At 51.4% G+C, this 14965-nt stretch carries 14 protein-coding genes; 1 reads left to right on the top strand and 13 read right to left on the bottom strand.

The genetic code is table 11. From position 1 onward, the window contains the following. Positions 1 to 23: 23 nt before the first annotated feature. Positions 24 to 2078 (bottom strand): glycoside hydrolase family 65 protein, encoded by a 2055-nt coding sequence (locus SY83_RS12095; protein WP_068606818.1) that lies wholly within the window; start codon positions 2076 to 2078, stop codon positions 24 to 26. A gap of 183 nt (positions 2079 to 2261) precedes the next feature. Between SY83_RS12095 and SY83_RS12090 the strand changes: the two genes are divergently transcribed. Continuing rightward, positions 2262 to 2465 carry a hypothetical protein gene (locus SY83_RS12090; RefSeq protein ID WP_068606816.1) on the top strand — a complete coding sequence of 68 codons (204 nt, stop codon included), beginning with the start codon at positions 2262 to 2264 and terminating at the stop codon, positions 2463 to 2465. Positions 2466 to 2518: 53 nt separating this feature from the next. On the opposite strand, the gene SY83_RS12085 is transcribed toward SY83_RS12090, so the two are convergent. From SY83_RS12085 to SY83_RS12030, 12 genes are all read right to left on the bottom strand, one after another. After that, positions 2519 to 3277, bottom strand: coding sequence for an ATP-binding cassette domain-containing protein (locus SY83_RS12085; RefSeq protein WP_068611067.1), 759 nt, complete (start codon positions 3275 to 3277; stop codon positions 2519 to 2521). A 74-nt stretch (positions 3278 to 3351) separates the two neighbouring features. Beyond that, positions 3352 to 4167, bottom strand: coding sequence for an aliphatic sulfonate ABC transporter permease SsuC (gene ssuC / locus SY83_RS12080; protein WP_068606814.1), 816 nt, complete (start codon positions 4165 to 4167; stop codon positions 3352 to 3354). 14 nt (positions 4168 to 4181) lie between these two features. Further along, positions 4182 to 5330, bottom strand: coding sequence for an FMNH2-dependent alkanesulfonate monooxygenase (ssuD, locus tag SY83_RS12075; RefSeq protein ID WP_068606813.1), 1149 nt, complete (start codon positions 5328 to 5330; stop codon positions 4182 to 4184). Positions 5331 to 5333: 3 nt separating this feature from the next. Next, positions 5334 to 6350 (bottom strand): sulfonate ABC transporter substrate-binding protein, encoded by a 1017-nt coding sequence (locus SY83_RS12070; protein WP_068606810.1) that lies wholly within the window; start codon positions 6348 to 6350, stop codon positions 5334 to 5336. A gap of 299 nt (positions 6351 to 6649) precedes the next feature. Next, positions 6650 to 8449 (bottom strand): FTR1 family iron permease, encoded by a 1800-nt coding sequence (locus tag SY83_RS12065; protein WP_082882491.1) that lies wholly within the window; start codon positions 8447 to 8449, stop codon positions 6650 to 6652. 18 nt (positions 8450 to 8467) lie between these two features. Beyond that, positions 8468 to 9754, bottom strand: coding sequence for an iron uptake transporter deferrochelatase/peroxidase subunit (gene efeB / locus SY83_RS12060; protein WP_082882490.1), 1287 nt, complete (start codon positions 9752 to 9754; stop codon positions 8468 to 8470). A 5-nt stretch (positions 9755 to 9759) separates the two neighbouring features. Further along, the gene (gene efeO, locus SY83_RS12055) at positions 9760 to 10644 is read right to left on the bottom strand and encodes an iron uptake system protein EfeO (RefSeq protein ID WP_068606808.1); all 885 of its coding nucleotides are present in this window, start codon (positions 10642 to 10644) and stop codon (positions 9760 to 9762) included. A 165-nt stretch (positions 10645 to 10809) separates the two neighbouring features. After that, positions 10810 to 11631, bottom strand: a complete 822-nt coding sequence (locus SY83_RS12050) for a TasA family protein (protein ID WP_068606806.1) — start codon at positions 11629 to 11631, stop codon at positions 10810 to 10812. A gap of 59 nt (positions 11632 to 11690) precedes the next feature. Then, a complete protein-coding gene (locus tag SY83_RS12045; RefSeq protein WP_068606804.1) occupies positions 11691 to 12188 on the bottom strand; it encodes a TasA family protein in 498 nt (165 codons plus the stop codon). 98 nt (positions 12189 to 12286) lie between these two features. Next, positions 12287 to 12904: a signal peptidase I SipW gene (gene sipW / locus SY83_RS12040; RefSeq protein ID WP_068606802.1), complete on the bottom strand. Its 618-nt coding sequence runs from the start codon at positions 12902 to 12904 to the stop codon at positions 12287 to 12289. Position 12905: 1 nt separating this feature from the next. After that, positions 12906 to 13844: a hypothetical protein gene (locus SY83_RS12035; RefSeq protein WP_068606800.1), complete on the bottom strand. Its 939-nt coding sequence runs from the start codon at positions 13842 to 13844 to the stop codon at positions 12906 to 12908. 337 nt (positions 13845 to 14181) lie between these two features. After that, positions 14182 to 14814, bottom strand: coding sequence for a response regulator transcription factor (locus SY83_RS12030; protein WP_331709939.1), 633 nt, complete (start codon positions 14812 to 14814; stop codon positions 14182 to 14184). Positions 14815 to 14965 lie beyond the last annotated feature (151 nt).

Genomic DNA, 14965 nt, shown 5'->3' with positions numbered 1-14965 from the left:
CCCTCACTTGTCCACAACATCCGTTATGCCTCATTTTTTACATTCGCCAAGCCCCCTTCCGTCACCTTCCACTCCCCTTCAACCTTTAATCCGCTCCATATCTTTCCGTCCATCGTACGCAGTCCTTCGAACTGAATTTGTTCCCATGCCGCCGGAGAGGCGTGACCGATCTTCAGATCTCCCCAGTAGTCGCAGACAACGGCATCATTTAAAGCCTGTAAATACAGTCCGTGACTTGTCACATAAAAGGCCGCATCCAGGAGATTAGAAGATTCATACAACTGAATCCATTCCGAATCCGTGTAGTTAGCGGGAATGAACTCCTCCAGAGAAGCCAGGAGACCTTCTTCGTCACCCATGTGAGAAGCCGCCAGCAAGTAATCCGCCAACGTCCACCCGTAATAGAAGCTGTTCCCCGCACCATAACACAATTCGGCTCTGCGGTGATAGGCCGTTTCCGTTGCGGTATCCAAAGCTCCGAGAGGGAGGAACGTAAGGGGATTCAGCTGTACGGGATGTTTCTGCTCTCCGAACTGCCTGGCTTCCCGTCCTTCATAGGTCGTGTAAATTCCAAGCTCCGCATCATACAGTTTGGCGAAAGCCAGGCCATCTTTCAGAATGGATTTCCATTGCTCGTATTCCGCCGGGTGCAATCGGAGTTGGTCCGCCAATCGAATCGCGGTTTGGAATGAATATTGCGCGCTGTATAAGGCGCACAGGTAGTTCTTGGCGTTCTCCCCGCCCAACTCGTCTTGCCCCATGGAAGGCGTCCAATGAATGCTCCAAGCTTCATCACCGGCTTCTTTGTGAACAATGGATCGGTAGAACTGCGCCGAACCATACACAACAGGCCAGGCGTGCTCCAGGGCCCACGTTGCATCCCCCGTATACTGCGCTGTTTCATAGGCCATTCGCGCGGGATAAGCGCTGTTATGCAACTGGTACTGATACCAGTTCGGACTGCCCTCCCTGAGGTAGTTGGTTGCCGTACCAATCGGAAATTCCCAAGCCCACACCGTTCCTTCCGCATGAAAAATCTCTCCGCTAAGCAACCGCATCTCCTCACAACGCGATGCGTAGAATTCCACCCAGGATCGTGCGATGTCCAGATGCCCTAATCGGAGCAAAGCGGGATGAATATACGATAAATCCTGGGGAAATGACAGCGGCCATCCGCTTCCCGACCATCCCATCGGAGCCGCGGGGCAGCGCGAGTCCGGCGCATAGCTGGCCAGGACATAGAAGAGCGACCTTGCCCACATCGCCTGCGCTTGCGGATCAGGCACCGATATGTACGCGTTCCCCCACCTTCGGTGCCACGCTTCCCGGGTATGTTGCATCGCATCCGTACCGAATCCCTGTAGTCCTCGAAGCATCTCTTCCTTCCGGGCTTCTGCAGCGATACCGATGATAAGCAGGTGCTTTCCCCGAAGTCCGTTCGCACGGATCTCCGGCGCGGTGCTGTCGGATTTCATCTTCATGACGCCTTCCTCCGATAGCACCCGAACGGCGATGACCGTGTTTGCGGTGCCCATGGACAGCACCCCATGCCATTGTTTCTCATCCTCGGATAATTGGGCATCCCGAAGCGTACCCTCCAGCCTTTGCTCGTGATACGTTTCCACAAGAGTTTCAGGAATGAACTTAAGCGCGGGAAATGCGCCCTCCCCTACACCTTCATGATGGATCTCATAGAGCATGTAGTCTCGGAACTCCGGATGAAATGAAGCCTTGATCGTCATGGAACCTAGCCGTGTTTCCAAGTTCGTTATGGTCGTGCCGTCATGCAGCATCAAGCTTTGCTGATGTATATCCATAAGTGCCGGCTCAAGGTCCGCTTCCGACCATGCCAGTCGCGCCACCGGCAGCCAAATATCCTGCGCGTACTTGCCCCGATGCCAATGATCCGCGTGCATGATCGCGGTGCGTCCCCTTCCCGGCACCCATCCTTCCTGTCCCATAAGTCCGTAAGCATCAAGCCTCACACCGCACCTTCCGTTACCTATGTAAAGATTTAATGATTCCTTGTTCGGCTTTCGATGGATATCCCCAACCTTTAATGCCTCTTGAATAGACATACGACCCCTCCAGACTTAACAATCTATAACTATCATAATGCCCGTCGTCCATCCCCTCGACAGGTTGTTATGACTTCTTCTTCGGATTTGGTGACCAATATAACTCGGTCTTTTCCCGCCTCATGAACGCGTATCATGCTATAATTTGTTTTAGCGCTTTTGACACTTACCCGGAGGGAAAATATGCGGTGGAAAATCATCGAGCATCAAGATCGATACTTGGTATGTCGCAAAACATGGCATTCCATGGAATGGATGGGCATTGAGAAGAAGGATATCCGTATTCTAACTGTCGGTAAGCGCGAGATTACCTTTGAGGTTTATGCCGAATGCCAGTCGAAAGAGTTGGCTCATAAATTACTTTTTCTGAAGCAAGCTCAGCCTTAACGCAACAAAACACCGATCTGGTGACCGGTGCTCAAGAGACATCGCGCATTAAATTAGATTTCAAAATGAACTTTTCCTGGGGTTTCCCGCTGTTGCTCAGGCAACAAGACCCGATTCAGAATCTGTTTTTCAAAATGAAGGAATCCGCTATCCTTCTCCCGAGGACGAGCCAAAGTAATCTGAACATCCAAAGCAACTTCGCCATGTTCAATAAGGATCACTCGGTCTGCTAAAGCCACAGCCTCGCTGACGTCATGCGTGACAAGAACGGAAGTAAATCCGCGCTCCTGCCAAAGCGATTCAATTAACTGTTGCATCTCGATGCGGGTCAAAGCGTCCAAAGCGCCCAAGGGCTCATCGAGCAACAATAACTTCGGTTGTCCGGCCAAAGCCCTGGCCAGGGCGACACGCTGACGTTGGCCCCCTGACAAGACAGACGGCCATTCCCCCGCCTTGTCTTGCAATCCTACCGCCCGAAGCACATCTAGCGCCCGATCCGTAGTTTCAGCAACTGAACGACCCGTAACGCCGATCTTCACATTATCCAAGACGGTTCGCCAGGGTAACAATCGGGCGTCTTGGAACATGACACGGGTCTCCGGATGAATTCCCTTAATGACTTTCTCATTAAGGGTAAGGGTTCCGGACGTTGCCTCCTCGAGACCGGCTGCCAAGCGGAGCAATGTGCTCTTCCCGCAACCGCTGCGACCTACGATGGCGATAAATTCACCCTCCCGTACAGACAAGGTTATATTGTTCAGCACAGGATTGGCGCCGAACGCTTTGGTTACTTGAGACAACCGCAGAGCCAACCCCTCCGACTTCTTCTCTGCACGCTTGGGCTCAACAGGTTGATAAGCTTCCCGTTTTCCCTGGGCGTCACGCCTCAGGTAATCCTCGAAACTTTCCTCTGCTTGCCGTAATGGGGATGCCACTGCAACCATCTCCTTTCCAGCCCTTTAGCCGCGGAATCCGACAACTTGCCTAACAGGGCATACACAATAATGCTGAATACGACAATATCCAGTTGAAAAAACTCTCTTGCATTCATCGCCATATAGCCGATACCGGCATTCGCGGAGATGGTTTCCGCCACAATCAGTGTGAGCCACATAATGCCTAATGCGAAGCGAAAACCTACCAGAATGGAAGGCATGGCTCCCGGCAAAATAACGTTGCGATACAGTTCCCACGGACTTAAACGATACACTTTGGCCATCTCAATCAGCTGTGGGTCTACTGATCGGATGCCGTGCAACGTATTTAAATAAATCGGAAAAACAACACCGAGCGCGACCAGGAACAACTTCGCTTCCTCATCAATTCCAAACCATGCGATGACTAACGGGATCAGCGCCAGATGCGGGATGTTCCGAATCATCTGGAGGGAAGCGTCCGTTAATTTCTCGGCCAGAGGAATGACTCCGTTCAGTAGTCCCATAACGAATCCGATAGTTGCTCCGATCGCGAAGCCTATAAAGGCTCTTCCCGCGCTGATGCTGAGCGCGCGGGCCAAGTCTCCGTTCGCGGTCAGGGTAACAGCCGCTTTCAGCACAGCCAACGGTGTCGGTAACACGCGGTCCGATATCCATCCGATGCTGCCGAACAGTTGCCACAACGCCACGACTACGGCAGGAATGATCCAAGGCAGAATTGTATCTGCCCATCTATGTTGTAATTTGAGTTTACCTCCTGCGCTCATTCCTATCCCTCCTCCTAATCCGTTGTTGCCCCAACACGCTCGCTAGGCTTCACTTCATTGGCGATCATCTCGCCGAAAGGACTGATGGAAGAAGGCCCAGCGGGCGGGCGATGGTTGAGCGGCAGATGAGGGAACAGTAACTCAGCTACCCGATACGACTCCTCCAGATGCGGGTATCCTGAGAAGATGAACGTGTCAATGCCCAAGTCAGCATATTCTTGCATACGGGCCGCCACAGTAACGGGGTCGCCTACTAAAGCCGTACCCGCGCCTCCGCGCACTAAACCGATGCCGGCCCATAAATTCGGGCTGATTTCCAGCTCCGCGCGACTCCCCCGGTGCAGCACGGACATCCGTTGTTGCCCAACGGAATCAAACCGGGCAAAGATGGCTTGGGCAGCTTCCACTGTGGCATCATCCACATGTTGAATGAGGTCTTCCGCCGCTTGCCAGGCCTCTTCCTCCGTTTCACGGACGATGACGTGAAGACGGATCCCAAACTTCAAGGTCCGTCCCCGCTCTCCGGCAAGCTCGCGGATACGAGCGATCTTTTCCCCGACTTCACGAGGCGTCTCGCCCCATGTGAGGTAGACATCCGCGTGATCCGCGGCCACAACGCTCGCCGCCGGAGATGATCCGCCAAACCACAGCGGAGGGTAAGGTTGCTGGATCGGAGGATAGAGCACCTTCCCTCCCTCAATTCGCAATTGTTCTCCTTCGTGGGTCACCGTTTCGCCTGACAGGACCTTACGCCACACGTGAAGAAATTCATCGGTTAATGCGTAACGGGTATCATGATCGAGGAACAATCCGTCGCCGGCCAGTTCCACCGGATCTCCTCCGGCAACGACATTGATCAGCAACCGCCCGCCGGATAACCGGTCGAATGTCGCCGCCATCCGGGCGGCTAACGTAGGGGACATTAATCCGGGTCTAACCGCAACCAGAAACTTCAGATTCGTAGTCTCATGGATTAATGAAGCGGCTGTAATCCATGGATCCTCGCACGAGCTTCCTGTAGGGATCAACACCCCTTGAAAACCCAACCGATCCGCGGCCTGCGCAATTTGTTTCATATAAACCGCGTCCACGGCGCGCGCCCCAATAGCGGTTCCCAAATAGCGGCCGTCTCCGTGTGTCGGAATAAACCAGAATATATTCATAGACTATTCCTCCTTAAGAACTGCGTCTTCAACTTTAATATCTTTAGGAATTAGTTCCAGGGAGCGGAAGGTATCGGCAATCTGTTGCTGGGCTTGGATCAACTCGGCGTCAATAGGCTGTACCCCGTACTGTCTGCGTCCGGCAGCCAGCTCCAACGAAGCTACGTCAATACCCAGAATGGGAGCTAACTTCTCCGCCAATTCTTTAGGATGGTCTTTGGACCAGGTATCAATCTTGTCGGCTTCCTCCAGAAGCGCGTCAATCACATCCGGATATTTCTCCGCGAACGATCTTTCCGCCAGGTAAAATTCATGATTATTCACCACGTCTTTGCCATCCGCCAGAATCTTGGCGCCTGTCGCAGTCTGTGCCGCGGCCAGGAACGGATCCCAAATGATCCAGGCATCCACGCTGCCCTTCTCGAATGCCGCGCGGGCATCCGCGGGCGGCAGAAACTCGACTTGAATGTCTTTGTAAGCCACGCCGGCCTTCTCCAACTGCTTCACCAGAAGGTAATGAACGTTCGAACCTTTATTCAGCGCAACCTTCTTCCCTTTCAGATCGGCGACTGTAGCAATGGCGGAATCCTTATGAACGAGAATGCCTTCGCTTGCCGGACTGGCGGGTTCATGCGCCAAGTATACTAACGGCGCGCCTGCGGCTTGCGCAAAGATGGGCGGCGCTTCACCCGTATGACCGATATCAAGACTGCCTACATTTAACGCCTCTAATAATTGAGGTCCGCCGGGGAATTCCGTCCATTCAATCTTGATATTGCTTTCTTCAAGCCGTTTGTCCAAGGCCCCGTCCGCTTTCAAAATATTAATCGTTCCGTACTTCTGATATCCGATTCGAACCGTGATATCTTTCGTTTTGGATGCCTTTTCGCCATTGGCTTCCGTTTGATTATTCACCTTGTTATTGGCGGTTTCCACGTTAGTATTGGTGTTGCACCCCGACAGAATCCCGCTCAATAACACTACACTTACAAGTAACATGATCCCTTTACGCAACTTCATCTCTTATCTCTCCCCATCTCATACTGGTATAAAAATGTCGAAAGGCCCCCCGAACACACCCTGAAAAAGGGTGCAACAGGAGGCCTCCGGTGGTCCGGTCAACCTTAAAACATTTAATTCCGATAAGATAACTTGGTTATAAGAGGATAATATCACCCGATAGGAATAGTGTCAACGATAAATTCAGAATATTCTTTACCCGCTTGGAGCATTAATATGCGCAAATACCTAACACTGAAACCTTAACTCCACCATAAAAAAAGCCAAACCACGGCTTTCACCGGGCTCAGCTTTCTATTTTATAATGGCGTCACAGGTTGCCCCGTTGGTTTCTTGCTCCGCTCCACCCGCAGAATGGTTACCATGATAAACAACAACACCAAACCTTGTGGAATCAATACTTCCCAGCTCTGATAAGTGCCCAGCGACGGAATTTCAGGTACGGCTGTAGTCGCATGCGCGGGAAGCGTTCCGGCTACCTGCAACGCGTGAATGCCCACGCCGAGGAATTTGAAAGCCATGTAATACATGAGCAAACCTGCAACACGGAAGAAAGGCCTCACCGGAATTCGCGCACTTAGCTTCTTAACGGCAAAAGCAATCACGGCCAGCACAACCACCGCCGCCCCGATGCCGAGCATTATGTCCGACACCGCGATAGACGGAGCCATACCGATGTAGAAAATGATCGTTTCAGCCCCCTCCCGCATGACGGTGAGGAAAGCCGTGATAGACAGCGACCACAACGCTCCTTTGGCCAAAGACGCCCCAATGGTGCGCTCCATAAAACGATTCCAATTGTGCACATTAGATTTCCCGTGTAACCATGCTCCTACCGTCACCATAAACAGAACGGCGATCAAGCTGGATATGCCCTCAACGAACTCCCGTGAGCTGCCTGTAGCCATATTGGACAAGAATACCGATAGTACCAAGGCCAAAATAACCGATACCGCAATCCCCGCGGCCGCACCGGACCAAATCCATTTGCGCTTATTCTCATGCCCGGAACGCTTCAACAGCGCAAGCAGCGACGCCACAATCAGAATCGCTTCCACACCCTCCCGGAACAGGATAGCGAATGCATCCCAGGCCGTATAAGCCGAGGCTTGCGCGTAAGGCTCCAGCTTAATGATCAATTGGTCCGCTTTACGGCTCACGTTGTCATAGTCCGGTTTCGCCGCAAGAAGACCGCTCGACAGAGAGATCATATCATTCTCAATGTCCCTGTAAGCCTGCTGCGAACGGGTGCGAACCTCCCCTTCCAATTCGGGCCATGCGGTAATGAACGTCTCCATTTTGGCAGAAGCGGCCTCGGCTTGACTTTTTTCCAGATCCCATTTCACTTGCTCCACAAGCGTAATTAGTCCAGCTATGGAATGGATCGACACGCCATCGACCGAAGAAGAGGACGAGGAAGTAGTTCGACCCGCGATGTAATCCTCAGCTATTGTTATCAGCTCTTGCAGCTTTTGGGCGGATTTCTCTGGGTCAGGCATTTCCGCAGTCAGAGCGATCCGGGCCCCGCTAAGCTTCACTTCAATGCGGCCGTAAAGTTCACCGTCTTCCCGACGAATCGCGGTTTCCGCTTTACCCCAGGCCGTAATAAAGCGGTTATAGATTTCTATGGCGGCTGGCAAGTTCCCGTTCTCCACAGCTTTCAATGTATCCTTCAGCAGTGGAAGTAAGGCTTTGAGGTTGGATTGAATCTGCCCCGACTCATTCCCTTGATCATCCGCCGATACGTAAGCATCCGTTGCTTTAGCCAGCAGGGAGACGGCTTTTTTCGCTCCGTCCGGATCGCTGTCCGCCGTTTTCAAAGCTTTCTCGGCTCCTTGTAAAGCCATAAGCAGCGCTTTCGAGTCTTCCGATTTCTCTTCGCTTAAGACCGGTAAAGCTGCCCGGATGCCGGTTACAGCTTCGAGCACAGTCGCCCAATCCGTGTCGCCGCTGCTAATTAAAGCATCGCTGGAGTAAGAAATCAATTGCTTATGAAGCGTATCGGTCGTTGGCTGGGCCCCGGCCACATAGGGAAATCCGAGGGGCAGCACCAGCACCAGCATGAGTATAGTCGTTAGAATATGTCCAATCCGTTTCATAAGTTTCCACTCCAGCTTTTATAGTAAAGTATCTCCGATGTAGCCGCCCTTGTTCACTCCTGGCAGCATAGCATAAATTCCGCTACCCACATGCTCGATATATTCGTTCAACCGGTCAACCTCCGACATCTTCGCTTGCATCGGGATATATTGGCTCGACGGATCGCGGTTGTAGCAGATGAACAGCAGCCCCGCGTCCAGTTGGCCGGTCTTGATGTCAATGCCGTTGGAGTAAGAGTAGCCGCGGCGGTGAATTTTCACTTTGCCGCCCATGCTGGCCACAGCCATATGCGAATCGGCGCCGATCATCGGCTTGCCGTTCTTGCCCTGCTTCGCGTAGTCGGCAAGGTCATGTTCCTTGGCCGCGCCTAACGGCGCGCCTGACTGACGATGACGTCCGAAGGTCGCCTCCTGCTCACCGAGCGAGGTGCGGTCCCAGACCTCAATGCGCATCCGGATGCGGCGCATAATCATGTAGCTGCCTCCGTCCATCCAGGAGGCGCCGTCGCCCGCTTCGGCCCAGACGATGTCCTTCACCGCTTGCTTGTCTTCGACGTTCGTGTTCACCGTACCGTCCTTGAAGCCAAGCAAGTTCCGCGGTGTGGACCCGCTTGCATCGGCCGCGCCGGTGCGCTGAAAGCCTTGCTGCAGCCATCGCAGAACGGCTTTGCCCCTCGCGATTCGGGCCAGGTTGCGTAAAGCGTGAAACGCGACTTGCGGATCATTCGCGCACACCTGAACGATAAGATCGCCGCGGGACCATTCGTCCACGAGCTCATCGCCTTTGAAAGCAGGGATGTCGACGAGCTTGGAAGGACGCTTGTCAGCGAGACCGAACCGGCTGTCGAAGAAGGAAGGGCCGACTCCGAACGTTAACGTGGTACGCATCGCTTGCAGGCCCATCACTTCGCCGGTATCCGCAGGCGGGACAAGCGCGTTGTCGCTCTCTTCGCCCACGCTTTCCCCATTGGCCAGCCTGGCGGAGGCCACCGTCCATGCTTTCAGGAGCTTACGAACCTCCGCAATGTCGGTAATCGTTAAATTAAAGGCACCCATGCAGACAAAATCCTGCATGGGCGTGACAATCCCGGCTTGGTGCGCGCCGTGGAAAGGGATGACGGCGTCTGAATCCCCCGCCGCCGAAGCGGTTTGCTTGCTCTCACCGAGCATCCCCAAGCCCTTGATGCCGCCAGCACCAAGAAGTAATCCTAGACCTCCGACAGCTCCCGTTTTCAGAAGATCACGTCTGGAAAGCGTCGACTTCCCTTTAATCTGGTCATTATGTTGCGTTTCTTCGCGTGTCACGGATCTTATCCCTCCACTACAGTACCGATTTGTGACAGAGGTTCAGCTAAAGCGTCAATCGCTTGGCTCAGCTTCTTCACTTGTTCCGGTTTCAGTTCCGTATACAGCACGAATCCTTCCCCTTTGCGATATGGAGCCAAGGTCGCCTCCAATTCTTCAAACCGTTTCGTAACCTCCGCCGAAAGCTCCGGGTTCTTGGCTTCCACAGTAGGTTGCAACACTTTAAAAATCTCATGAGAGCCTTCCACATTCGCCGCAAAATCATACAAATCCGTATGCGAGTACCGCTCTTCTTCCCCGGTCACTTTGCTGGAAGACACTTCGTTTAGTAACTCCACCGCGCCGGTCACAAGCATGGCCGTATCAATTTCAACATTCTCAACTTTTACGCGAAGCTGTTTCACATCCTGCAAGAGGGCATCGGCCACCGGCTCCATTCCGGCTACCGATTTATCCTGCCACAGCGCCTTCTCCAGACGATGGAACCCTTTCCATTCCGCCGCAGGCACATCTCCTTCACGAGCATCGATCCAAGGGTCAAAATCACCCAACGATTCCGCTATAGGCTCAATCCGCTCAAAATACATGCGGGACGGCGCGTAAAGCGCTTTGGCTTTTTCCATGTCGCCGGCTTTTACTGCATCTGTAAAAGCTTGCGTATCTTTGACAAATTGATCCGTTTGGTCAATGACGAATTGGTGGTACGTGTCCACAGCTGCTTGAAAGTTCGCGTTATTCGCGGAACTGTTCGTTGTCTGCTCTTGCGTTGCGGTGTTGGTTTCATTATCTGTAGTCTGGTTCACAGACGCATTTTCGTTCGTTCCGCATGCCGCAAGAAATATAGCAAGGGTAAGGATGATAGCCGTCAGTTTCAATCGTGGATTAAACAAGTAGATCTCTCCTTCAATAGTTGAGAATGATTATCATGTTCATGATATAAGGAAAAGGTTCGGGGGTCAAGTGTTAGTTTGTGGGGGGCTCCACCCATACCCGTTTCAGCATGAAACAGACCCCGATCCCACATGGTTTGTGGGGCCGAGGCCTGTATTAACATACTAGTTATTTTTAGACTGTACAAAATCGGATTGAAATGTAAATTTCACTTCTTTGCCCTGTACAAGATTATTGACTTCCGGCGCCAAGTTCATGAAATGGACGGTGTAGCCCATAAACATGGTCTTGCCTGCACCCAATTTGAGCGCCAGTGCCGATGAAACGCCGTTGTTGCTGTTGTACAACTCTTCCAACGAACCCGTGAACACTTGTTTTACAGCGAATGGCGTAGTTTTATATTCAAAAATAGTATCCAGCAACACGGTTCTGATTTCAGCCAAGAAATCGTAGTAAGCGGCTTTTTGCTGCTCAATTGTCAGTCCGGTCCATCGAGCTTTAATCGCGTTCCACCAGATCGTCTGTCTTTCCTTGAACAGATCGTTCTGCTGTTTGTTAAGGTATTGCAATACTTCCGTACCATACTCAGTATTCTCCGGGGCTTCAAACACTGCGATCGTGACTGTGGCTTGCTTCGCAAACTCCATTGCATCACTCACATTACCCTCAGGCACTGCTTTTAAAGACTTTAACTTGCCATCCAGTGTCCCATTGTTATCAATAAACAATGCTCTGGTGTGCGTGTCTCCCGGGGCCCAAAACCCTGTTCCCATCATGCCCGCCGCTACATTATCATTGGTGTAAAACATCGGTCCCGTCATCGGCACGTCCTGGCGGCTCGCGCTCATCTTCAGCGTTCCTGAAGCAAAGGTGTTCATAGTGTTGGTCGCCGTACTTTTAAATAAGGCATAAGTTGCACCGCCTATGGCAAGCGAACCCGCCATTACGCCTGTCATTGCCAGCAAAGCCATCTTCTTTCTGTTCATTCGGATATCCCCCCAAGAGAAGAGGACGACTTATAGCCGCCCTCTATGTTTTTAGTAGTTTATTGGTTGTTTTTAGTTTGTTCGGCATTCACGGTCAGACCCAGTTGTGCAGTCTTGTTCTGATATCTGTCGTCAGCGGCCAGCGGAAGCTCCCACTTCACAGTCAGCACTTCACTTGCAGCAGGTGCCAGCACACGGTTGTTGTCGCCCGGAACAATCACATTGCCCGCGCTGTCTTTAATCGTAATCTTTACTCCGTCCGTACCCCATGCAAGATCGCCGGTGAGGTTCTGAGCCAGATCATAACGCAATTCCAGGGAACCGCCGTTCGTTACGGTAAGTTGAGTAGACCCGTTGTCGCCCGGTGCGATATTGGAAATGTCAAAATACTTCGTACCCTCAGGCTTGTCCAAGCTCACTTTGACGGTACCGGATGCAAACGTGTTGCCTGTATTCTGAGCCGAGCTCGTGAACAGTGCGAAAGATCCGCCTGCTACCAGTGTTGCGCCCAATGCTGTTGTAACCATAGCCAAACCTAATTGTTTTTTCAAACTCATGTTCATTTCCTCCTCGAATTTTGTCCCTTACAGGGATCTTATATTGAATCTTCATGGCTGACAGGTCGCACTGCCAGCCACGAAGATCGGTAAACACATTACTTGGTTTCTACGGCCGGAACGGCCTCTTTGGTATCTTCCATTCTGGAAATCGTTCGGTACAGGTTCGCCATCTGCCAAAGAATCAGCAACGCTCCCGGGACAATCATCAGAAGCACCACACCCGCGGTGGATTTAATAAACGTGAAGAGATATCCCAGCCATGGAATGGTGAAATTCACATAGGATGCAATAATATGGTCAGAAGGGATCGGCTGCGCATCTTGGGCATCGTTGTTATCGCCCTTTGTGATGTATTGAACCGCCCCGTTGACAGACTGTACCTCCTGAATTCGATGGGTAATGATGATGTTCTGATCTTCCGGTGATCTAAAAGTAATGACATCCCCTGATTTAAAACCCTCCGCATTCTCCACCGGTTTCAAGGCAATGACAGATCCTGTTTGAATACCGGGTTCCATCGAACCGGACAGCACGGTCATGATTTCATATCCCAACAACTGAGGCGCTCCCCCGGAAATACGGGAAGAAACTGAGAATACGATGACAACTGTGAACAGCAGCACTAAGAGGATCGTGATCAGATTGCTGAATACTTTAGCAATCCTTCGCCAAACACCGGGCTTTTCTTTCCTATGCCGTACGAGCTCGGACATGTTATTCCGCTCCCTTCATACTTTCCATACTTTCAGTAAGTTCCTGAGTAGGTTGTCCTGCTGCCTCCGGCGGTTTTTCATCCGGCTGCTGTACCGGTAGTTCACCTGTGGGCGGTACCTGTGTTTCACCAGACGGCTGTACCGGTTTTTCTTCCGGATGTTGTGCCGGGTTTTCATCAGACGGCTGTTCCGGCGATTCACCCTGAGGTTGAGCAGCTTGCTCGTCATTATTTGCATCTGCATCAGGTACTTGACCAGAGGCAACATCCTTGTGCTTCTCTTCAACTTCTTGCTCCCCATCTACTTTAGTGACGGCTTGCTTTTCCTCGTTGGCCCGAAGCTCTTCCAACTGTTGTTCAGCTTGTATCATCAGATGTTCCGCATGGTTCACAGATTCATTTATACTTCCTGTACTGATTTCCCCGCGTTCATAGGCGCTCATTACATATGCCGCAACCCGCTCCGCTGAGTGCATCTTCGTCTCTAAGCTTGTTAACGCTGAAGTCTCGTAGAGATCAGCTTCCTCACCGATCTGGTTCACAAGTTCCTCATAATCCGACTTCGCTGAACTCAATTCCCCCTGGGCCTGATTATGATACTCAGAGAGCAGAAGCAAGTCTGCGCGTGTCGATGCAACGGATTCGATTACCTTCATTAACAATTCGCTGAGTTCCGTCCATATGTTCTCGCCGGCTTCTAAACTCTCCGCTCGCAGCAATTGATCGTAAAGCTCGGTAGCTTGCCCGATCCTTGCCTCCGCATCCGCCCTGAACAATTCGGAAGCTACTGCGAGATCGTTAACCGTCTGGGGGAAAACGAAAGCGGAAGAGAAATGATTGCCTGTCACTTCCACGGAGGATGTTAGCAGCGCATAGGTCGACGGCGGCAACGGACTCAGCGTTACGGCTGCGATGGTTAAACAGGTCATCGACCGGATCATTCGATGATGGTTCCTTTGGTGACGTGAACATCTCGACTTTCTCAAAATCGTGTACCCCCTGAGCATCCGACTCTCGGTCGTGTGTTCCCTTGTGTTCATGGTTTCATTCTACCGACTGCGACTCAGACTCGCGTCCCTCTCGTGGCTACTTTTTGTGTTAAAACCGCGCGCTTATTCTGGAACTTAAGAGTCATATACTTTCCGTGTAGCAGCTTTAAGGGTAGCCAATAGACTACCTTGGGGTATACTTTAGTACCATACAAACTCCCCTCAAACAACAAAAAAACTGCCCGCTCGTCATCAAGACGCTCGGACAGTTTCCTCTCTACTCGTAATGCTATGAAATTCTTCCGTATCTGACGATGCCTTTGGAATTGGCATATAAGGCGGCTTGTGTACGATCCGGCAATCTTAACTTCGCCAATACTTGGCTAACGTGCTTCTTGACCGTATATTCCGAGACGAACAGTCTCACCGCGATTTCCTTATTATTCAGACCAAGTCCCAGCAGGCCTAGCACTTCCTTCTCCTTGAATGTCAACTCTTCGAACGGATATATATCTTTTCTCACCTTGATCTCCATCAGGCTCGGATCGTAATATCTTCGCCCCCGCTGAAGCAAGCGAATCGCATATAACAGCTCTTCCGGTAAAGCTTCCTTCATCACATATCCATCGACCATAATCAGTTCCGCCGCGCTCAGTTGATCGCTTGTCATCATGGATGTCAGATAAATAAACTTGGTTGTTATACCGCGTTCCTTGAACTCTTTAATCAACTGTAATCCGCATCGATCATTAAGCTTGTTGTTCATGATACAAATATCCGGCTTCGCGGTCTCTAACAAGTTGTACGCTTCTTCTTCCGTCTCTCCCTCACCGGCCAATACAATATCGGATTCCGTCGATAACACTGCAATGAGTCCCCGTCTGACTAAAGGATATGAATCAATGACTACAACCTTTATCATGTTAACCCTCCGTTTTTTGACAAAATGATGTAGAAAGTTCCACGAAGTAGTTCTTTGTATGTATCTCTTTAGTCATATCGTACAATAAATCCGATGAAAAATTTGTAATAATTTGTAAGTCATAATGCGTTGTTTTTGTAAGAAAATGTCG

The sequence above is a fragment of the Paenibacillus swuensis genome (assembly GCF_001644605.1).
Taxonomy (GTDB): Bacteria; Bacillota; Bacilli; order Paenibacillales; family DY6; genus Paenibacillus_N; species Paenibacillus_N swuensis.
This window is presented reverse-complemented; position numbering and strand designations above follow the sequence as displayed.

Coding starts and splice junctions, on each gene's coding strand:
- SY83_RS12095 (WP_068606818.1), bottom strand. CDS start 2,078: ATGTCTATTCAAGAGGCATTAAAGGTTGGGGATATCCATCGAAAGCCG.
- SY83_RS12090 (WP_068606816.1), top strand. CDS start 2,262: ATGCGGTGGAAAATCATCGAGCATCAAGATCGATACTTGGTATGTCGC.
- ssuC (WP_068606814.1), bottom strand. CDS start 4,167: ATGAGCGCAGGAGGTAAACTCAAATTACAACATAGATGGGCAGATACA.
- ssuD (WP_068606813.1), bottom strand. CDS start 5,330: ATGAATATATTCTGGTTTATTCCGACACACGGAGACGGCCGCTATTTG.
- SY83_RS12070 (WP_068606810.1), bottom strand. CDS start 6,350: ATGAAGTTGCGTAAAGGGATCATGTTACTTGTAAGTGTAGTGTTATTG.
- SY83_RS12065 (WP_082882491.1), bottom strand. CDS start 8,449: ATGAAACGGATTGGACATATTCTAACGACTATACTCATGCTGGTGCTG.
- SY83_RS12050 (WP_068606806.1), bottom strand. CDS start 11,631: ATGAACAGAAAGAAGATGGCTTTGCTGGCAATGACAGGCGTAATGGCG.
- SY83_RS12045 (WP_068606804.1), bottom strand. CDS start 12,188: ATGAGTTTGAAAAAACAATTAGGTTTGGCTATGGTTACAACAGCATTG.
- sipW (WP_068606802.1), bottom strand. CDS start 12,904: ATGTCCGAGCTCGTACGGCATAGGAAAGAAAAGCCCGGTGTTTGGCGA.
- SY83_RS12035 (WP_068606800.1), bottom strand. CDS start 13,844: ATGATCCGGTCGATGACCTGTTTAACCATCGCAGCCGTAACGCTGAGT.
- SY83_RS12030 (WP_331709939.1), bottom strand. CDS start 14,814: ATGATAAAGGTTGTAGTCATTGATTCATATCCTTTAGTCAGACGGGGA.